This is a genomic window from Bacteroidota bacterium, from assembly GCA_020402865.1.
GTDB lineage: Bacteria > Bacteroidota > Bacteroidia > Palsa-965 > Palsa-965.
On record JADBYT010000021.1, the window covers coordinates 95,813 to 117,597 of the forward strand.

Annotated in this window: 17 protein-coding genes; 16 read left to right on the top strand and 1 reads right to left on the bottom strand. The window is 48.0% G+C overall.

Features of this window, described 5'->3' with window-relative positions:
- The first annotated feature begins 119 nt into the window (after positions 1 to 119).
- The 15 genes from IM638_14635 to IM638_14705 all read left to right on the top strand — a co-directional run bounded on the left by IM638_14635 (position 120) and on the right by IM638_14705 (position 20,138).
- Positions 120 to 602: a cupin domain-containing protein gene (locus tag IM638_14635; GenBank protein ID MCA6364272.1), complete on the top strand. Its 483-nt coding sequence runs from the start codon at positions 120 to 122 to the stop codon at positions 600 to 602.
- A 258-nt stretch (positions 603 to 860) separates the two neighbouring features.
- Positions 861 to 1,637, top strand: a complete 777-nt coding sequence (locus tag IM638_14640; GenBank protein ID MCA6364273.1) for an OmpA family protein — start codon at positions 861 to 863, stop codon at positions 1,635 to 1,637.
- A 680-nt stretch (positions 1,638 to 2,317) separates the two neighbouring features.
- Positions 2,318 to 2,890, top strand: a complete 573-nt coding sequence (locus tag IM638_14645; GenBank protein MCA6364274.1) for a DUF4255 domain-containing protein — start codon at positions 2,318 to 2,320, stop codon at positions 2,888 to 2,890.
- 9 nt (positions 2,891 to 2,899) lie between these two features.
- Entirely contained in the window at positions 2,900 to 3,964 is a 1,065-nt protein-coding gene (locus tag IM638_14650) for a hypothetical protein (protein MCA6364275.1), read from the top strand.
- Between the two features lie 43 nt (positions 3,965 to 4,007).
- On the top strand, positions 4,008 to 5,933 hold the full coding sequence (locus tag IM638_14655) for a phage tail sheath family protein (protein ID MCA6364276.1): 1,926 nt from the start codon (positions 4,008 to 4,010) through the stop codon (positions 5,931 to 5,933).
- A gap of 51 nt (positions 5,934 to 5,984) precedes the next feature.
- Positions 5,985 to 6,419: a phage tail protein gene (locus tag IM638_14660; GenBank protein MCA6364277.1), complete on the top strand. Its 435-nt coding sequence runs from the start codon at positions 5,985 to 5,987 to the stop codon at positions 6,417 to 6,419.
- A 2-nt stretch (positions 6,420 to 6,421) separates the two neighbouring features.
- Positions 6,422 to 6,943, top strand: a complete 522-nt coding sequence (locus IM638_14665) for a phage tail protein (GenBank protein ID MCA6364278.1) — start codon at positions 6,422 to 6,424, stop codon at positions 6,941 to 6,943.
- Complete coding sequence (locus IM638_14670; protein ID MCA6364279.1) at positions 6,940 to 7,104, top strand: hypothetical protein; 165 nt, start codon at positions 6,940 to 6,942, stop codon at positions 7,102 to 7,104. Before IM638_14665 ends, IM638_14670 begins: the two co-directional genes overlap by 4 nt.
- Positions 7,105 to 7,112: 8 nt before the next feature.
- Positions 7,113 to 7,820, top strand: coding sequence for a hypothetical protein (locus IM638_14675; GenBank protein MCA6364280.1), 708 nt, complete (start codon positions 7,113 to 7,115; stop codon positions 7,818 to 7,820).
- Positions 7,817 to 9,577: a type VI secretion system tip protein VgrG gene (gene vgrG, locus IM638_14680; protein MCA6364281.1), complete on the top strand. Its 1,761-nt coding sequence runs from the start codon at positions 7,817 to 7,819 to the stop codon at positions 9,575 to 9,577. The genes IM638_14675 and vgrG overlap by 4 nt, the downstream gene beginning before the upstream one ends.
- A 7-nt stretch (positions 9,578 to 9,584) precedes the next feature.
- Positions 9,585 to 9,875, top strand: a complete 291-nt coding sequence (locus IM638_14685) for a PAAR domain-containing protein (protein ID MCA6364282.1) — start codon at positions 9,585 to 9,587, stop codon at positions 9,873 to 9,875.
- Positions 9,876 to 9,899: 24 nt separating this feature from the next.
- Positions 9,900 to 10,325, top strand: a complete 426-nt coding sequence (locus tag IM638_14690) for a GPW/gp25 family protein (GenBank protein ID MCA6364283.1) — start codon at positions 9,900 to 9,902, stop codon at positions 10,323 to 10,325.
- A 7-nt stretch (positions 10,326 to 10,332) separates the two neighbouring features.
- Complete coding sequence (locus IM638_14695) at positions 10,333 to 14,298, top strand: baseplate J/gp47 family protein (GenBank protein ID MCA6364284.1); 3,966 nt, start codon at positions 10,333 to 10,335, stop codon at positions 14,296 to 14,298.
- Positions 14,299 to 14,300: 2 nt separating this feature from the next.
- The gene (locus IM638_14700; protein MCA6364285.1) at positions 14,301 to 17,801 is read left to right on the top strand and encodes a hypothetical protein; all 3,501 of its coding nucleotides are present in this window, start codon (positions 14,301 to 14,303) and stop codon (positions 17,799 to 17,801) included.
- Positions 17,802 to 17,834: 33 nt separating this feature from the next.
- The gene (locus IM638_14705; protein ID MCA6364286.1) at positions 17,835 to 20,138 is read left to right on the top strand and encodes a hypothetical protein; all 2,304 of its coding nucleotides are present in this window, start codon (positions 17,835 to 17,837) and stop codon (positions 20,136 to 20,138) included.
- Here the strand turns inward: IM638_14705 and IM638_14710 are convergent.
- A complete protein-coding gene (locus IM638_14710; protein MCA6364287.1) occupies positions 20,074 to 20,508 on the bottom strand; it encodes a hypothetical protein in 435 nt (144 codons plus the stop codon). The two genes, IM638_14705 and IM638_14710, sit on opposite strands and share 65 nt — an antisense overlap.
- On the opposite strand from IM638_14710, the gene IM638_14715 reads away from it, so the two are divergent.
- Entirely contained in the window at positions 20,483 to 21,784 is a 1,302-nt protein-coding gene (locus IM638_14715) for a hypothetical protein (protein MCA6364288.1), read from the top strand. The two genes, IM638_14710 and IM638_14715, sit on opposite strands and share 26 nt — an antisense overlap.
- The last annotated feature ends 1 nt before the right edge of the window (position 21,785 follow it).

The window sequence follows — 21,785 nt, forward strand, 5'->3', positions numbered from 1 at the left end:
AACAGCTCCCCATTTTGGTTAGGTATTCAGGACCTGTTTCATGCAATTGAATGAGATACGCCGGTTTCGCAGCCCGGCGTATCTTTTTTTATGACCTTTGCCAAAATTCACAGCTATATATGAATACCGAGAGCCGCGCTGCTTATCTGATCCGTCATTTACACATGCAGCCGCATCCCGAAGGCGGGTACTATGCCGAGCATTACCGCTCGCAGTTGCTGGTGGAACGCCAAAACGAGGCGCCTCGCAGTGCGGTAACTTCAATTTACTATCTGCTTCAGCAAAATGAAGTTAGCCGCTGGCATGTAGTGGATGCCGACGAGATCTGGCACTGGCACGAGGGCAACGAGCTGGAACTTTGGCTGGTGAATCCGGAAATTACGCAATTGCGTGTAATCAGGCTCGGCCAGCCGGGGGCTGATACGCAGCCTTCGGCGGTGGTGCCGGCGGGCTGGTTTCAGGCCGTGCGTTCTACCGGCAGTTACAGCCTTTGCGGCTGCACGGTGGCTCCGGCTTTTCAGTTCAGCGGGTTCCGTTTTACCTCCCCGCAGGAAGCCGAAAAACTAAGCCAGCTACACCCCGATGCAGCCGCGTTTTGTTAAGAAATTAAAAAATACACCTCCGGGCTGTAACGAAATACACATTTCAGCGTCTTATACCTGAACATCCTCCCAACCTTTGGTCAGGTCTGTTTCTTTTGGGAGGAATTTGTTTCGTGCAATTGGTGTGCAGGAAAAGCCGGCTTTCGCAGCGTCGGCTTTTCCTTTTTTCTTTCAGTTGATCTTAATCATTTTAAGAAGCAGATTTCACTAAAAAGTGTATGTTTGCAACCGATAAAAAACTCAACAGAAAACACAATTATGGCCAATCACGACGCACACCACGACGGACACGACCACGATCATGATCACACCGAAGGCAACCGCCAGTATTATCCCAAAGGCTGGTGGATTCCGCTGGTGGCGCTTGTAGTTTTTGCTATAGGTTTTGCCGGTTTGGGCGGCTGGCTCTTCAGCCTTTCCGGTACCGACCGCTGGGGCAAACACAGTGCCGATGACGAACACGGACATGGCGGCCACAAAACCGAAATGGCAGCTCACCACGATGGCGACAAGCACGAGGCTGATCACAAGCACACTTCAGAAAATGATTCTATGCTTGCTCCCGACAGCAACATGGTGATTACGAAACTGAACGACGGCAAAGAAATCAGCGGTGCTCCCAATGGCATCGAATCAGCACTGGTGGCTTTTATCAGCGATGCAGCAAAGCCGGTTGACAAAACCACCTGGTTTACATTCGACCGTCTTGTATTTGAAACCGGCAAAGCCAGCCTCAACCTGAACGACGCCGGAACCCTGGCCCAGCTTGATAACATGGCCGCTGTGTTGAAAGCATATCCGGCTGTAGAGCTGAAAATTGGCGGTTATACCGACAATACCGGCAAAAAAGAAGACAACCAGAAACTTTCGCAGCAGCGCGCAGAGTCGGTTATGGCCGAAATTGCAAAGCGCGGCATTGACGCAAAACGCCTCGCCGCAGAAGGCTACGGCGATCAGTTCCCCAAAGCCGATAACAGCACCGAAGAAGGCCGCGCTCAAAATCGCCGTATTGATGTGCGTGTAACCAAAAAATAATTCGCGCCGCTTCACGAACAGCATAATTTAGCCCGCTTTAAACGCCACTGATGTCATTTCAGTGGCGTTTTTTATTGCAGCAAATTGTCGCAGTTCTTTTTTGAAAGGCTGTCCGAATTTTGTCTTTAAACGTTTTTTCTCCGACAAGTCATCGGCGCTGAATTTAACGGCACAGACAACACCAAAAAGTAACGACAAACAAGGTAACGCGGCAAACAAAAATTGACCCTCACACAGCCGGAGGATGAAATTTGGAAAGCGTTTTAATGCCCGGAAAATTTGCCTCAGCTAAACAGGTAAAATTACTGTTTAGCAGTTCATTTATTGGTTGATGGTTTGTTTAACCTATACCCATTTTATCATAAACAAAACAGGCACCTATTTTGCCGGCTGTTGCTGATACATGCTTATTTTATTAACGGATTTAGTTTACAGAAAACAAGTAGAGAGCCGTTTTATTTAGTAAGATGATTACTAATCAGATGATTTCAACATCTGTTAACAACTCCACATTTTGTTAATTGTGAATGATTAACACAGGATTGTCGCAAACAAACTAGATCTGTTGATAACCGTATTGACGGAGGGGGGGCTTGCTATGTAGGTTTGTCTCGACCCCTGCCTGTCAACCCCGATTGACCGAGCAGCGCCTGTAAGTCTTAAGTATAGTAAGTACAGTTATGATTGATAAAGCGCTGTCGTTCCTCCAAAAAGAGCTGAACGAATATTTAAAATTAAAAATGGGTTCTACCACGGATATGGTAACCCTTACATCCATTATTGCCCAGAACGGAAATCTCGACATTGATGCCGGAACGCTTGGTATGATGGTGGTAAATATTGAAGAAGAAAAGCAGTTTCGTTCCGTATCGCCGCAAACCATTCAGGTAGGTTCAAATTACACCTTGGTAAATCCCGAACTGAAGATCAATGTGTATATGATGATTGCGGCCAATCATACCAGCCACACGGAAGCGCTTAAACTTATTTCCAACACGATATTATTTTTTCAGGGGCGCAATACATTTTCCAATGTGGAGTTTCCGGCACTGGATGATGTGGAGCAGTTAATGGTTGACTTATACACCATCAATTTCGAGCAGCAAAACCAGTTGTGGGCTTCTATCGGAGCAAAATACCTGCCTTCGGTGCTTTACCGTATCCGGATGCTGATTATGAACGACAACCTTGTACGCGATACGGCTCCGGCTGTTAGCACATTTGATCGCTCTTTTGCGGGCGGACGCGAATAAAGCCGTATTATGAAAGATCAGTTTAAAACATTATTCCGCTTAGATTGCACACACACGTTTTATTCCAACGGACGCTGTGGCGATTTTACCTTGCAGCCTACTGCAGCCACAGCACAGTTGCTTCGCAGCCGGCGTTGTGTGTTCAGATGGGGCGGTGATTCGGGCGCGGTGATTTATCAGCTCAACGAAACAGCCTCTTTACCGCTTACTGCTTTCCAGACTAATGAAGCACTCTCTTTTGCAATCATCAATAACTCGGCCGAATTCTTTCATTTTACCACCACCACAGAATTACCGGCCATTGGTAAAATAAATCTCTACCGCAATGTGTCGCGCACGGTAACGGCCGGCTATTTATCGCTCCTCAAAACCGAAGCTTTTCTTACGGCCGGAGTAATCACACACAAAATAAAAACCAATAGTGCAGCATCCATCGAACTGAGGAACCGCGAAGGAATAATAATCCGTTCAGGAAGCATTGAGGCCGGTTCGCAGAACAAAGAATATCAGTTCGACATACAAACCCTTCCCACCGGCTTATACGAAGTGCACGAAACCGTAGGAGCCGCACCGCCCGACAGAACATACTACTATGCGGATGCCGAACTGCTCAACAGCAGAATATTCGGCATTGTGCTCATCGAAAATAAAACAGCCTACCCCTATGACTATTCAGGAAACGATGCCTACAAACTGGGATTCACCGCCACGAGCGGGACCTGGAATTACTACCTGGTTATGCCATCAACAGGAGTAGCCACACAGTATTTTGTAGAAGACAAAAGCAACGGTGAAAACCGTTACAGCGAGACATTGGCCGGCCCCATTGTATTCAACCGGGTCACCAATATTCCTTCTACAGATACCGTGGCTCCGCTGCTTCAAAAATCCGGCAAAACGGTGGTTTTGTTCCAGTCGGCTCAGCCCATCGCTTTCAAACAGAAAGCACGGCGACTGCTTCAACTGCTTCACAAAACACAGGTGGGAAACAACCTGGTTACAAAAGTTATTGTGGCCGATTTGTCGAACCCCGACATCCGTAAAACCGGCACCAACCTGTTCATCTACATCTGAACAACCATAAACAAGAATCATCAACCACAAATCCAATTCACCTATGGCTACCTACAAAACGCCAGATGTTTACGTCGAGGAAATCTCGGTGTTCCCTCCCTCCGTTGCGGAAGTGGAGACCTGTATCCCCGCTTTTATCGGATATACAGAGAAAGCAACAAAAATCAGTAACAACGATCTGATTAACAAACCTACCCGAATCACCTCAATGCTCGACTATGCGCAGTATTTTGGCGGGGCGCCTGAGGTTAATGTATCATCTGTTGCTATTGATAACAATAACAATTACCAGCAAGCCACTATGTCAACTTCGTATTACATGTACGACAGTTTGCGCTTGTTTTATGCCAATGGCGGTGGTGATTGCTACATTACTTCAATCGGACTTTACGAAACCACACCTTCGCCCGATCTGGCTGAGTTTCAGAACGGTCTTTCAGCTGTAGAAATGGTTGATGAACCCACCATTCTTGTTTTTCCTGATGCGGTGAGTCTGTCGGGCGATGGCCTTTACACAATTCAGCAGGCAGCACTCTCACAGGCCAACAAACTCAAAGATCGTTTCTGCGTATTTGATCTGGCAAAAAACGATGCTGTTGGCGATACCTTCCGCAGCAAAATCGGTATCAACTACCTGAAATATGGTTCGGCCTACACGCCCTGGCTCAATGTAAGCCTCTCAAAAAACATCACGTACAAAAACGTGAAATCGGTACTCAGCAAAGGAGGAAGCCCTGTAACGCTCGACTCGCTTACTGCTGATCCGGCACTGAAATCTCTGATCACAGACTATAACAATCTGCTCAACGATATCAACACCGTAAACGGCGACACACTCGCTGCTTCAGGTGCATACCGCAATCAGGTTAATACTGCAATTGCCAGCGTTATAACTACTGCACCTACCCCTACACAAATTCAGGCGGTGCTGGAGAAAATTTACGACGGTTTTGAAAAAGTTAATGCCTGGGCCACATCACTCACCAGCAGCCGTCTTATCGACGCTACCACCGGTGCTATTCGTCAAAAAATCCAGACCCGCCTCAACCCGGTTTGGACAGAGCTTGCCAAACTCGAATACGAGCTTGATGCTGAAGAATCAGCGTATGTTCCTCAGTCTGGCACCACTACACTAAATAATGCTTATGGCTGGTTTGATGAAACAACCCTTGGCGGATTGCCATCAACAACTTATGTAAACGGAACCACAGCAACCGACCGTTACAATTCGGCACTTACTGCTGCCAAGGCATTGTTCAATCAGGCCGAAGCTGCATTTATTGAAGTGCTTGATGCGGTGAACACACTCGACGAGACTCTCGAAAACGCGCTGCTTGAATCATTCCCGCTGTATAAAACAATCATTCAGGGAATGAATGATTCGGCAACCGTAATGCCCCCCTCCGGTGCTGTTGTGGGCCAGTATGCAGCTACCGACCGCGACCGCGGCGTGTGGAAGGCTCCCGCCAACGTAAGCCTTTCATCTGTTGTTGGCCCGGCTACCACCTTTACCGCTTCACAGCTTGATGCATTGAACATTGATGTAAATGCTGGTAAATCAATCAACGCCATCCGCTCGTTTGTAGGCAAAGGCACACTCATCTGGGGTGCGCGTACACTGGCCGGCAACGACAACGAATGGCGTTACATTCCGGTTCGCCGCTTCTTCAACACCGCCGAAGAATCGATCAAGAAATCGACCTACTGGGCTGTGTTTGAGCCGAACAACGGCAACACCTGGATTAAGGTGAAAGGTATGATTGAGAATTACCTCACCAACAAATGGAAAGAAGGTGCACTGGTAGGTGCCAAGCCCGATGAAGCATTTTTTGTGCGTATTGGTCTGGGACAAACCATGAGTGCCCAGGATATCCTTGAGGGTTACATGAAGGTGGAAATCGGCATGGCTGTAGTTCGCCCGGCAGAATTCATCGTCCTCAAATTCTCTCACAAACTCCAGCAGTCGTAATACACGGCAGCACGAACCACAAAGTGTTTAACTCTATAACAAACAACCATTATGGCAAATAAATATCCGCTGGCTGTGTTCCACTTCCGTGTCGATTGGGGAAGTGCCAGCATCAGCTTCACCGAAGTATCAGGTCTTACACAGGAACTTCAGGCCATTGAATACCGCACCGGCGATCTGCCGGAGTATTCATCCATCAAAATGCCGGGTATGCGCAAGTACAACAACATTACCCTTAAGCGCGGACTTACCAAAGGCAACAACGAGTTTTTTACCTGGCTCAATTCCGTTAAACTGAACGAAATTGAACGCCGCGACATCACCATCAACCTGCTCAACGAAAAACACGAGCCGGTGGTGATCTGGAAAGTGCAAAATGCGTTCCCGGTAAAACTCGAAGGCCCCGGCCTGAAAGCCACTGGTAACGAAGTCGCCATCGAATCGATGGAACTTGCCCACGAAGGTTTAACTGTTGAATTCGCATAAGCGTGGCCAACAGAAAAAATCCGAATTATTATCCGCCTGTTAACTTCCATTTCAAGGTGGAACTCATCTCCGACGAATCCGGCACTACAATGGCCGAGGTCTCGTTTTCGGAAGTGGGTGGCCTGAGCATGGAACTTGGCGTGGAGGAATTGTCGGAAGGCGGTGAAAACCGATATACACACCGCCTTCCGACTAAATCAAAATTCGGAAATCTCAGCCTCAAACGCGGTATGTTGCGCGGCGACTCGGAAGTGGTGAAATGGGTTATGGATGCCATAAGCAACCATAAATTTTCAACCTGCACCGTGTACGTGTCGCTGCTCAACTTCAATCACGAGCCGGTAAGAACATGGAAGTTTGTAAAGGCATGGCCCCTGAAATGGGTAACTGCTGATCTGAAAGCCACCGACAACGCCATTGTGATTGAAACATTTGACCTCGCCTACGCCTACTTTACAATCGATAATCCGAAAGAGTCGAGCACACGCCCCTCTGCACAAACACGCACAAACGAAAGGCAATGACGGTTCAGGTAAACGAAATCATTATTCGCGCCACCATTACTGATGCTTCTTCCGCACCTCCGGCAGGAGGAGGAACGGGTAATGCACAGGAAAAAGAAGACATCATTACCGAATGTGTGGAACAGGTGCTCGAAATTCTGCGCCGCGAAAATAAACGCTGAGACCGACTATGGCAGTACAAAGCACTCCTACCGATACCGGTTTGGTAAAAATGAAGATCCTCACCTTCAAAACTGAAAAGTTCGAGAAGGGTGATAAAGGTGATCCCGCTGAGTTTGAACTCATGTTCAACCCCACTACATATACATCAAAGTATGAAGTAGTGTATGAACCCGAACAGGGAAAAGGCAATACTGCCGGTGCCCCGAAGTTTGGCAAAATTAAACCGCGCGATTTCTCTTTTGAATTCATTTTCGACGGTACCGGTGTATCGGCTCCTAAAACAGACGTTCACTTAAAAATTCAGGATTTTCTCAAAGTGGCTGTCATAAGCCGCGAAGACACTCACCGTCCGCATTTCTTAACCCTGAATTGGGGGAAACTGGCTATTAATGTAATTCTTAAAACAGCCGACATAGCCGTTACCCTGCTTGATGCGCAGGGCAATCCGCTCAGGGCTAAAGTTACTGCCACATTTACCGAAAGCATTGAAGATACCCTGCGCGTTAGGCAGGAAAACCAGCAGTCGCCAAACCTCACCCACCTCAGGCAGGTTAAAAACGATAGCAAACTGCCCATTATGGCATTGAAAGAATACCGCGACCACACCTACTACCTTTCTGTGGCACGCGCAAATAATCTCAACAATTTCCGCCGCTTAAACATTGGCAGCCAGATTAAATTGCCTCCGGTGGTAAATGAGGAGAAAAAAGCATGAGTAACGAGAATCAAAGGGTAATACCCACACCTAAGCCGAATGACCTTTCCACGTTTGATATCAAACTGGGAGGAAGCGATATGAAGCCTGAATACAAGGTAACTTCTATCGACATTGGAAAGGTGTACAATAAAATCTCGTATGCCCGCATTACACTCAGCGATGGCGATCCGGCCACGCAAACATTTGCGATCAGTGACTCGGATGACTTCAAGCCCGGACAGGAAATTGAAATTCAACTGGGCTATCATGGCGAAAACGAAACTGTATTTAAGGGAATTATTCTCGGACACGGAGTACGCATTCGCAACAACAAGGGCAATTTTCTGCTCATCGAAGCCCGCGATAAAGCAATTAAGCTTACCGGTGCACGAAAAAGTGCTTATTTCTACGAACAGAAAGACAGTGAAATAATTGAACAGCTTGCTTCCGGCGCCGGCCTGCAAACTGATGTGGAAGCCACCGGCGTGAAGCACAAAGAAATGGTACAGTACCACGTATCAGACTGGGATTTCCTGCTGGCACGTGCAGAAGCATGCGGATTGCTTGTGCTCACCGACGACGGTAAGCTGATAGCGAAGAAAGCAGACACCTCAGGCGAAATTGCACTTCAACTCGAATTCGGAGCCACCATGCTTGAATTTGAAGCCACAATGGATGCCGAAACGCAGGTGAAAGCCATAAAAAGTAAAACCTGGAATTTCTCCGATCAGGAGCTGGTGGAAACAGAAGGCAGCGACCCCTCGGTAAACGGAAACGGAAACCTCGACGCTGCTGCACTGGCCGATGTGATGGGAATTGACCCGATGCCATTGCTGCATCCCGGAAAGTTTGAAGAACAGGAACTGAAAGACTGGATTGATGCACGTACTGTGAGGCATAAGCTGGCCCGTATTTGCGGACATGCCCGTTTTCAGGGACTGGGAAGCATGAAACCGGGACAAATGATTGACCTCAAAGGCGTGGGCGACCGTTTTAACGGCAAAGCTTTTGTAACCGGCATCCGTCATCAGGTAAACGGCACAAACTGGACAACCGACTTGCAGTTTGGTTTCTCAGAACGTGGCTTTGCCGAACAGTTTGAACTGGCCGACCGAAAAGCATCGGGTATGTTGCCGGGTGTAAACGGACTGCATGTGGGCCTGGTGACCAAGCTCGGCAGTGATCCGGATGGAGAAGACCGCATACAGGTGAAAATGCCGTTGCTCGACAATGCCGCTGAAGGGATATGGGCGCGCGTTTCCACGCCCGACGGAGGAAACAAACGCGGTATTTTCTTCCGCCCTGAAGTGGGCGACGAAGTACTGCTCGGATTCCTTAACGATGATCCCCGACAGCCGGTGGTGCTGGGCATGCTCAACAGCAAAAAGATGCCCGCACCCGTTACTGCCGACAGCGACGATAATCACATCAAAGGTATTTACACCCGCAGTGAGATGAAATTCTTTTTCGACGACGAAAAAAAAATCATCACACTCGAAACACCCGGCAAGCAAACCGTGGTGATAGACGACGACAAAGGCGCCATTACGCTCACCGACAAAACAGGAAACATTGTGGAGATGAGCGACAAGGGCATCACATTTACAAGTAAAAAAGACATCATTCTTGATGCCGCCTCGGGCGATATTAAGATGAGTGCCACAAATATTAAAGCAGAAGCCTCTGCACAGCTTACCGCCAAAGGAAGCGCAGGTGCCGAAGTTTCGGCCGGCGGAAATATGGTGGTTAAAGGTGCAATGGTTCAGATAAACTGATACAACTATGGCAATGGCTGCAAGAGTGGGCGATATGCACGTATGCCCGATGGTTACCGGAACTGTGCCTCACGTAGGCGGCCCGGTTATGCCCCCGGGGGCGCCAACGGTTATGATTGGCGGTATGCCCGCTGCCGTAGTAGGCGGTATGTGTACATGCACCGGCCCGCCAGATACCATTGCTAAAGGTTCGGCAACGGTAATGATTGGCGGACAACCCGCGGCACGCATGGGCGATACCACCGCTCACGGCGGAAGCATTGTAGTAGGTTGTCCGACAGTAATGATTGGCGGTTAATAAATGATTTGACACAGACAGAATATGAATACCTACGATGTGAATTACGACTTTCTGGGAACCGGCTGGAGTTTCCCGCCCACCTTTAACCAGGTGGCCGGCGATGTGCAGCTTACTTCCATGCTCGACGATATTAAATCGAGCTTGCATATCCTGCTGTCAACCTCAATAAACGAACGAATTATGCAGCCCGACTATGGCTGCAACCTGAACCGGTTTCTGTTTGAACCTATGGACAGCAACCTGATCAGCTACATGGAGAAAATGATTAAGGATGCCATATTCTATCACGAAGCACGCATCCGTCCCGAAAAGATTGTCATTGACTCCGAGTTTTACCTCGAAGGTAAAATTATCATTACGGTAGAGTTTACGGTTTCTGCCACCAACTCACGATATAATTTCGTTTACCCCTATTACCTCAACGAAGGCAACGGCGTAAGCCGCTGATTGAACTATGAGCGAAATCGACCATAACTGTGGCTGTGAAGTAAAAAACCCGTTGCAACGCGACGGAACCAGCCAGGCCGAACGCCTGCTAAAGGCGCTTGACCCGACATACGTGCAGGTTGACGAACGTAATATCGATGACCTGCTGCGATTCGCACTGAAATACGCGGAGAAACTCAATTTTTATAACGAAGGGAATCAGTTGAACGGCAACTGGTATAACTTCCTGGCGAAAGACGTGTCGGTACTTTGTGCAAACATTAGCGGCACCAACCTCGATCAGCTGGTGAAAGACTTCCGCAGCGCATTCCAGAAATTGGATTTGCTTGCACAGCTCAATGCACCTTCTCCGGCCGAAATTACGGAAGCGAAAACCACCTACCTCTCGCTTTATAAACCTGTAATTGATCTGATCAACCTGCTGGGACAGTGGCACGACCTGTGCGACGAAAAGCTGACCCTGCGTTCGGACCTTTCGCTCTATTTCACATCTGTGTTCAGCGAAGGATTCAGTCGTTTCCGAAACATTGATGCCGCTGCAGCCAATCCGCTCTATGATCTTTTACCCGAACCTCCCCCACCGGGAGTAAGCTCATGGGCTGTAAACGGACTTTCAATCAACTCCGACTGGCTGACCCAGATCAATACAACACCTGTAACACCAAACTTCGACATTTTCGTTGGGCTTTCGCCTGCTCAAAAGCATAAATGCACACTCGCAGCGGCTTATTTCATCAGAGGTATTTTTGATGAATTCTACATGGCCCTGCTCAATATTATTTCGCGGGCTCCTGAATACCTGCTCAAGAGTCTTGAAGCGTTTCCCTACCACAAAGCGCAGGCGGGTTTGTTTCTTGCTTTTTTGCAATTGTTTGGCTACGCACAAAAGCACATCAATAAAATTACCCGCCGCCATCTTGATTTCTATTTTGACCGCGTACTTAAACTCGAACGCAAACCGGCAGTAGCCGACAGTGTTCATCTTATTTTTGAACTGGCAGCCAATGTGGCACAGTTTGAAATTAAAGAAGACACATTGCTCAAAGCCGGTAAAGATGCTTTAGGCAAACCACTTTCATACGGCACCGACGATACGCTGGTATTTAACAAAGCACAGGCTACTGAGTTCAAAAGCATTTACATCCAGCGTTACAAACCCTCAGACGGTATTGAACGTACAGCCTTGTTTGCCTCACCTGTAGCGAATTCGGCAAACGGACTTGGTGCCGCATTAGATACTGCATTGCCGCAATGGGAAGCTTTCGGCTCACCACAACTGTCGCTGGAAACCGGCTTTACACCTGCGTTCAGCATGCCCGATGCCACAGTAGGTTTTGCCATTGCATCGCCACAATTAATTTTGCGCGAGGGTGAACGAAAAATTATTGTTACCGTTACCCTCAAAAATAATCTCTCTGGGTTTCCTGCTTCGCCTCCGGCATCGGCATTCAATTTTCAGATTACTACCGCCAAATCGTGGTTTACTTTCGATGCAGTAGCCAACCCTGCTACGGTGGATATTGACTATGTGGCGGGCAGCCGGAAACTCATCTTCACCCTTACCCTGCTCAACGATGATCCGGCAACCTCGGCCTGGAACAGCAAAGTGCATGGCGGCACCTACTCATCGTCGCTCTGGCCAGTGATGCGGGTAACGCTGAACAACAACATCGCAAACGGAAACATCTGGCAGCTTCTTCAGAATGCCGAGCCCGAAAGTGTGAATGTAACTGTGGAGGTAAAAAATCTGCAAAGCATCATTATTCAGAATGATGCGGCCAAAGGCGATCCGGCCAAACCTTTCCAGCCCTTTGGTGTTCAGGCCCCGCGCGGTGCCGCATTTTACATTGGCAGCGATGAAATTTTATACAAAAGTATTTACGAACTCAATGTAACGGTTGACTGGCACGAAACTCCTGAGCTTCAGTTTAAGGATCATTATCAGCATTATTTCAGTGTGCCGGCCACCACTTCGCCTACTGCAGCTGCGGTAACCGTGTTAGGTGGCAATAACCCGTTTGCGAATAATCAGTCGGTACTGGCTACGGTAAGTTATCTCTCCGGACGTGTGTGGAAAAAACCCGATGTACAAAATTTACCCACACCAGGACCCGGAATTGCCAGAGTGATAAATAATACCAATGATGTGCAGGTAACCCTGTTTCAGAATACCGCCACCGATCTTCATACCTTTTCCTTCCAGTCGTCGAATCCGGCAACACAAAGACCCATTTTCAATGCTGATTTACCGGATCCCGATCAGTTTGAAGAACTGAAAGAATTTACCACCACTACACAGCGCGGTTTTATTCGTTTGCAGTTAGGCAATCTGGATTTTCAGCACAACAAGTATGCTGCCGCACTGATGCGTGCCGCGCAATTAAACAGCACGCCCGGCACACCACAAATTGCACGTATAAATCCGCCTTACACCCCCATTTTTAAATCCATCAGCGCCTCCTACAAATCAGGACGCAACCTGAATACCACACACGATCAGTTTTACCTTGTTCATCCGTTTGGCGAGGAGCGCGTTACGTTCGACGCAAACGGCTCTTTTGTATCCACAACGGCCATCAATACGCCGCCCGAAGAAGCCGGTGCTTTTCGCAGTGCATCCAATCCAGCCATTATGGCCGATCCGGGCGATGCGGAAATAGCCGAAGTAGTGGGAAGCGGAAAAGCATCCAGTCGTTGTCTTGTACCCAAGTACACCATTAACGAAAGCATAGACACAAGGCCGGAACCGATAGCGCGCAGACTGGAAGGCATGTTGTTTATCGGGCTCAAAGGCTTGAATCCACAGGAAAGTGTATCAATGCTTGTACAAACGGTTGACGATAGTGCCGATCCCAACCAGAACCAGCCTGAAGTACACTGGAGCTACCTGCGAAACAATGAATGGGTTGCCCTTGATCAGTCGATGCTCATTTCCGATACCACCAACGGCTTCATCAACAGCGGCCTAATCGAACTGAGCATACCCGAAGACGCCAGCAACACCAACTCCATACTTACCAATGGTTTGCACTGGCTGCGGGCTGCCACCGTGCTCAAGGAAGATCCGGTAATTGATGCACCTGTACTTACACTGCCCGGTTCCACCAGTGCGCTGAGTAATGTACTAAACATACACACCCAGGCCATAAAAGCCAGTTTCCGAAACAACAACAACGATCCCGAGCACCTGCGTGAGGCCCTGCCGGCTGCCACCATCTCGAAACTCGAAAACAGCAACTCGGCTATTAAATCAGTAAGCCAGCCCTACGCTTCATTTGGCGGTAAACTCAGCGAAGCCGGAAATGAATACTACCGCCGTGTCAGCGAACGTTTGCGCCATAAAGGCCGCGCCATTACCATCTGGGATTACGAACGCCTTGTGCTCGAAAACTTCCCTTCAATTTATAAGGTGAAATGTATTAACCACATGCGTCACCGCATCATCAACAACGAAGCCTGCTTCAACCAAATGGCCGGAGGCGGTGTAACAGTTATTGTGGTGTCGAACCTGCGCAACCAAAATCTGGTAAATCCGCTTCAACCCACTACCAGTACAGCCACGCGCGAAGAAATCAGACTCATGCTGAAAAAACGGAATTCGCGTTTTGCCGATGTAAGTGTGATTAATCCGGTGTACGAGGAAGTACAGGTACATTTCAAAGTGTATTTCGGAAAAAAATGGAGCAGTGATAAAGGTTATTACAGTTCACTGCTCAACGAAGACATTAAGAAATTCCTCTCGCCCTGGGCTTATGCCGAAGGCACCGACATCCGCTTCGGAGGTAAACTGCACGCATCATACATCCTTAATTTCATTGAGGAACGCGAATACGTGGATTATATCACCGATTTCAAAATGTACAGAGCCGAAAATGGTGAAGTACCTGCAAATAGTCAGCCGCTCGAAGAAATAAGCGCATCACAGGTATATTCCATTCTTGTATCAGCTCCTAATCATATTATCTCGTATTGATTATGACAGACCGCCAGCTCACAATACCTAAAACACCCGAGCTCGATACGAGTGAAAACTACTCCCTGCTCAGCAGCGAAGGAATAAAATTTATCGAACGGCTTTCTTCCAAAATCTGGACTGATTACAACGTTCACGATCCGGGTATTACCATTATGGAATTGCTGTGCTATGCCATTACCGATCTTGGCTACCGCACGTCATTCCCGCTCGAAGATATTCTGGCTCCGCATCCGTCGGAAAATAATCCTGCACGCGATTTTTTCACCGCCGCAGAAGTATTGCCTGTTAATCCAACCACTGAAACTGATTTACGCAAAATAATCATTGATGTAAAAGGAGTAAAGAATGCGTGGATTACCACGGCACGCACCAGCGAAGCTCCTGTGTACATAAACAGCAACTACGGAGAGCTTACCAACAATCCCGCTTTTGCCACGGGCATACTTCCGCTCAACGGCCTTTTCAATATCATGCTTGAATATGAAATGCCGGGCGACGGAAAGGAAGAAAGTGAACTAAATACCGAGGAAAAACAAATCAGAGCGAACGTAAAAGAACAGACCCGTCGCGATGTGCATGCAGCCGTAATGGCCTACCGCAACCTTTGTGAAGACCTTCTCGGAATCAGTGAAGTAAGCATCAATGAAATTGCCATCTGCGCCGATATTGAGGTGCGGCAGAATGCCGATATCAATCTGGTGATGGCAAAAATTTACCAGATTGCCATTAACTACTGCTCGCCTTCACTCAATTTCTACACCCTTGAAGAAATGCTCGATAAGAGCTACACGGTGGATGAAATTTTTGAAGGACCGCTGCTTCGTCACGGATTCCTCGATAACACGGAAGTAGAAAATGCCAACCTGCGCGAAAAACTATATACGTCTGACCTGATCAATGCCATTATGGACATTGAAGACGTGATTGCTGTGCGTGGTTTTAAACTGCTGCGTTATGAAGATGGCGTACTGAAAGATACCGAACCGTGGATCCTTTCGCTTAATCCGGGGTTTGCGGCACAGTTTTCGCGACTGAAATCAAAGCTTCTTTTTTATAAAGGTCTGCTGCCGTTCATGGCTCAGCAGGATGAAGTACTGGTTGAACTAAACCGTTTGCAGCAAAGCAGCGGACGATTCCGCAAAACCGGGCATAAGATGGACATTGAAGTGCCCAAAGGAAAATGGCGTGAGTTGAATGACTATTTCCCGGTACTGAATGATTTTCCGCTGGTGTATGGTATTGGACAGCCCGGATTGTCTGACAATGCTTCCGACCTGCGAAAGGCACAGGCGCGGCAGTTAAAAGCCTACATGCTTTTTTTCGAGCAGCTGCTTACTAATTATCTGGCTCAGCTGGCCGGCGTACGCAAACTCTTCTCGGCATCAGAAACCGTTGACCGGCGTACACTTACAGTTACCGGCAGAAGTTATTATACCCAACTGCTTAAAGATTATTCGGCAGATGAGCAAAGCGGTATAAACGATTTCAACAGCCTGATCAACTTTACTGAATATCAGGAAGAGCTCAATAAGCTGGTGGAAGACGAATCGCTTTTTGCCGAACGGCGTAACCGTTTTCTCGATCATTTGCTGGCGCGTTTCTGCGAAAGCATGACCGAATACAGCCTCATTCTTTTTCACCAGATGGGCAAGGAAGCCGGAAGCCTGCGTCTGGTTGCCGACAAAGAAGCCCTGCTGCGCGACTACAGTCTGCTGAGCCGCGACAGAGGCAAGGCATTTAACTACCGCAAAAAAATTCCCAATGCAACGCCTCCGCCTGCACAGCTTCCTGATGTCTGGAATACCACCAATGTGGCCGGACTGAAAGTACGCATTGCACGCCTGCTGGGTATGGCCGGTGTACCCGTGGAAGATGATGACGACAGTAACCTGCGTGTAATAAGCACCGGTACCAACAGATGGCGCGTACAATTAGTAAACGCAAACGGTGATTTGCTGCTTGATACGCCCAACTTCTCCACGTTTGAGCTGGCCCAGAAACGCTACTACGAAATTCGCGAAAGCGGCATGCTGGCGTCGAACTTTGTAACCGACACTGGCGACCTTTCACTCCGCCTGAATGATACAGGCGATAACAGCCGCGAACTGGCCTACCAGTTTTTCGACAACCTGACAGAACTCAATACCTTCTCGGCACAGGCCATTGCGCTGCTTGCCGAAGACATTATCATCGACCGCATTCGCCGCAGAAGCATTGCTACCGACATGTTCAGCATTCAAACATGTACGGCAAACTCTGCTCCCGGCTGGCAGGTGGTAATGAATGCCCCGGTAAACGACAATCCCGGAGCGCCTGTGCAAACCTTCCTCACTACCGTGTGTGAAGACAGCCTCGAATGTGCCGAAGGGCATCTGCTCTTCATGCTCCACTCGGGCGATGAAGAAGATAACTACGTGATGAAAGACAACGGGCCGGCCGATTTTTCATTCGAATTTTACGACGATTGCGAGCCGCCCCGTCTGGTTGCCAGAGGCAATACCTTCACCACAGCCGAAGCCCGCAACGCCACATTTACCCGTTTGCTATTCCTCTTCCGCGACAGATGCGATATTGAAGATTTTCACCTGCTTGAGCACATTCTGCTTCGTCCGCGTGTGCCCATGAACCCCGAAAACGTGCCGTATGAAAATGTGCTGCCGGCCTGCCAAACTTTGCGACGCAGTTCGGAATACAGCCAGGAAAATTTGTTTGAATACGATTTTCACGACAACGGGTCAAATACATTCAGCCTGCGCATTTTTAGTAAGCAGGAAAATGGCAACTACCGTAAAAACGGGCAGCAATTTTTGCCGCAGGTAAATGGTGATTACCTCAAAATAATTGAAACAACACCGGAGGTGGAAGATCCGGCCGAATTACGCGAATTACTCGGCGCAATTCGCCGCCGCGGAATGGCCGAAAGCAACTACAGGCTCAATCCGCCGGCCGACGTTTCAACAGACAGCTGGACGGTAGAACTGCTTGGCGATTCTGGCACCTCAAACACAGTATTGTGCGAAATAATACCGGTATTTCTTACAGAGGCGCTGGCCCGCGAATTTGTAGAAAAACTGGCCAACTGGCTTGCCTTTAAAACAATAAGCTGGGAAAGCTATTTGCCTGCAGAATGCGACATTCCCGATGATCCGTATTCATTCCGTATGTCGTTTATCCTGCCGGCCTGGCCTACCCGTTTCCGCAGTTCGTACTTCCGCGAATTTGTGGAGCGCACCATCCGCGAAGAAACACCCGCACATATTTACGTGAAAATATGCTGGGTTAGCCTTCAGCAGATGCGCGGCTTCGAACTGGCCTACCGCCCCTGGCTCGAATCGCTCAATACAAACGAGTATCCCGATGCCACGCTTACCAACCAGCTAATTACACAAATGGGTAATCTGTATAACGTGTATCCCACAGCCATTCTGCATAGTTGCGATGACATTGATGCCGACGAACCGCAGATGATACTCGATCAGACCACCTTAGGAAATCAATAAAGAAAAACGTATTACACCTCAATAACTTCCGCTATGGAAATTCCGACCAACACCGCGCTGCCCATTTTCGAGCCGAATCAGGTACTCACCAGCACTAACCTGAACCGGATGCGGACTTACCTCGATCAGCAAAACCGGCTTACCCGGGTTCGGTTATCGGGAACCGGCATCGTTTGCGGTTTGCAGATAAGCTGGAGTGGCATGTCCATTTCAATTACCAAAGGATATGGCATAACTACCGAAGGCTACTTGCTTGGCATTGATAGTGTTAAAACTTTTAGCAGAGTGAAGGAATGGAAAGACCCTTCCAACCCCGACTATCAGTTTGGCAATAGCCTTCCCAACGATGCGCTCGATACCAGCCCGGTAACATTCCCCAAACAAGGTCCGCTTGATAGTGCGCGCAGCAATGTGTACGAACTGCATAACGTACTGGCCGATGGTTTACCGCTGAGCGGCACCATTTCGAACCCTGATAACTGGGCAGTGGTTATTCATTACGAGATAACCGATGAAGACCTGCGCTCGTGCAGCACCAGCAACTGCGACAATAAAGGCAAATTGCGCTCAGGTACGCTGCGTTTCCTGCTGGTAAATATTTCGCAGCTTCCCTTACCTGCTAATATGGGTAACTACTCGTTTCCCAATTCGCCGGTAGCGCTTCCGCTTATTAATATGCGCAGGCTTCCGGGAAGTGTGCTTTCAAATACAAACAATCCTGCCGACCTTTTTAGCGGCTACCAGACCGAAGTAATTGCAAAACAAAAAGTAGTTATTAGCAACTGGCTCAATACAGCATTCAGCCAGTTTGGGGCTGTATTCGCACTTACTCCCCCGGCTGTAGCACAAACCGCGCTCAGTAATATCGATACAGGTGTGCTTTACCGCCAGCACGTTGTGGATGCAATGCAACACATTACGCTGGCCTGCAACGATTTTGCAATAGCAGCTGGTAGTTTCAGTACCGAATGTGGCTACATACCCGATAACTATCCACGCCACCTCACACTCGGGCTTTTACAAACACCCGCCAGCCAGCGCGACGGATACCGACACAACTTCGTGGCCGTGCGCAACAGCAACGGAAGCTCCCAGCGAAATGCAAAAATACTTTTCGACCGGGTGCTGGCTCTCATTCAGGATTTTAAAAAACTCCCTCCTTCTTCATCGGTAAATAATATCCGCATTACACCCGGCGGCTGGTCGCCACAGCAACTGGCCGAACGCGCCATCCCGTACTACTATAATCCCAACGAAAACAGCGACCGCATTGCCAAGCTCTGGTATCCGGCACGATCATCACTCGGATTATGGCGAAATCACCTTTCGTATTACAACTCACACAATACCGGCGATCCGCTTTCGTGGTACAATCAGGCACAGAGCTGGTCGCTGCAGCAAACTCCTTTTCTGCGTATCGAAGGTTTTGCCGGACTACCCTATCCCGATGTGATTGCCAGAATTGAGCAGCTTAAACGACAGCATAACCTCAGCTTCAATGTAATTGCACTGAAAATAAATAACGACGGTGTAAGGGCAGGCAAAGAAAAACTCTGCGGTTTTGAGGATGTTCAGGAAGATTATATCGCAGCACGTTTCTTTCTGCTCAACTTTTTCAATGAGATAATTGATACGCTCAACATGATTGTGAAAGATGCAGCCGTATTAATTATCAGTAACGAACCCACCAAAGAAAATATTAACGAGGAGCTGCAACCGGCTGATACAGCAGGATCTTTTGTGGGGCGAGCTGCTGTAGGCAGCGAACCGCCTGTGCAGATTGATCTGCAACAAATTCAGAACTGGCTCGATTTTATCAAAGACCTCGAAGACAAGCGCGATCAGTTTGAAGAAATCCTTCCAGCCTGTGTGTATGATTTTAATTATGAGGACTTCCGCGATGTATATAAAAAATATATCGACGAACTAATTGATTTTGCATTGCGTCTCGGAATCATTGATTCTTTCCGGGAAAGTATTGATAAATCAGAGTCAATGAGTCTTACCCAGAAAACGGTAGCCAAAAACCTGATCAGCATTGTTACCGGTCGTATTATTTACCTGCTCTTTGATTCAATCTTCTACACGAAGTTTTATCGGGTCTATTATCGTTTCAAACTGCGCGAGTACAGACGCTCAAAATACTTCCGCCTAAAAACCTTTGCTCAGGCAAAACCGGGCATGGAACATCTCGGAGGTACTTTCCAGGGCGGCACATTTGTACTCGTGTATGAAGCAGAAGCAGAAAGCGAAATAATTGTTGATCCGCCTGTTAAAAAAGACATATACCGCGAGCCTGTGGAATATCTTCCCTTTGGTAATGAAAACACGAAATAATTTCATACAGCATTAAGGATATGGCTCGCAAGAAAAGCACCAGGGAAAAAACAACTGCCAAACCGGCAGCAGCTGTTACCGTGGCAAAAAAAACAAAGGCCCCTGCTGCCAAAACAGCAAAAAAAACAGCGGCTACTAAAACGGTGGCTAAAAAAAGTGCCCCTGTGAAAACAACAACAAAAACCGCCCCGGTTAAACCGGCAAAAAAAACACCGGTAAAATCAAATACACCAGCGGTAAAAACAAATCCGGTTATTGAAAATACCAAAACAACAGCCGGGAAAAATTCGGCTCTGCCAGTAACGGAAATAACCACCGAATCAATGCTGAGTTTCTCAGCACGAATGATCACTCCAGAAGAAACAGCCATGGCTACTCCTCCTAATCAACCTTTCAGCGTGTCGGGAAATGATGCCGAACTGACCAGTAACAACAGCAGAAGCATGTCGGCAGCGGCACCGGAAGCACCGGCTTTAATAAGCGACAATATTGAACCGGATGTTTCGCCTGAACGGATAGACGATATTGAACTGACGAAAAATATTGTCATCGCCGATTTCTTCCTGCCCGGTTGCTGCACTTTCGACGACGATTGCAATTCGATGTGTGTGAGCCCGGAAGAAATGAAAGCGTTAATGATACCGCCGGTGGCAAAATCAGACTATGTAACTACCTCGGCAAACGTAGCCGTAAATGTGCGCGTGCTTATTAACGACGATCCGATTACCGGCGATACGCTGGAAATTGTACCAAACGGATTTACACCAAACAGTCTGGAGGGCGGAACAGTGACCCTTTCGGCTGATGGTACTTATTTTATTTATACCCCGCCCGGCGGATTTGAAACATCATTTACGGGGGTGGACAAGTTTGTATATACCATTCGCAATACCGTGAACCGGTTAACCGACACAGCTACGGTATATATCAACGTAGCGGAAGGAAATACTACGGTAATTGTGGAGCCAACTATTTCTGTACCATCCCAGTTCTGTGCAGGTACAAAAGCTAATGCGGTAATGATTCCCATTACTATTGACAAAGGAACCTACACCGCGCCCAACTTTGTATTTAGCATTCAGGGAGAAGCTACGAAACCCTGGTTAATTAAGCTGGGCGACGCCAATTATGCAATAGATACCAGCAAAATAACCGGCAATCTGAGCTACATACTTACACTGCTGCGCAACGGCGCTTCGGTAGCAACCACCGGATTTACAGTGCAAACTGTTACAGCCGACTTTGATTATACCACCATTCCGGTTGGTATTATCGGCGGCGGTGGTTCCGGCGATGAATTCCTTTCACCTGATTCGGGTGATTTCCTGCGAATGGCAACGACTACAAGTTTCAGCAACATCAATACACGCATAATTATACCCGGCTTCAATTTATATACACTCACATTATACAACCAGTGTTCGCCACAAGCCAGCAATTTCAAATGGGAATTGCTTAATACAAACAACGCTGTAGTAGGTACACAAATAACAACCAGCCGAAATCCGATCATTTTCCAGAATATCTACGAAAGCTGGTTTACGCTCGGTTATAAAATCAGGCTCACGGCAACTAGCTCAGCAGGTTGCACGGATGTATTAACTATTCCTCTTCTGAATAAACCTGCATTAAACGAGATCCGATAAC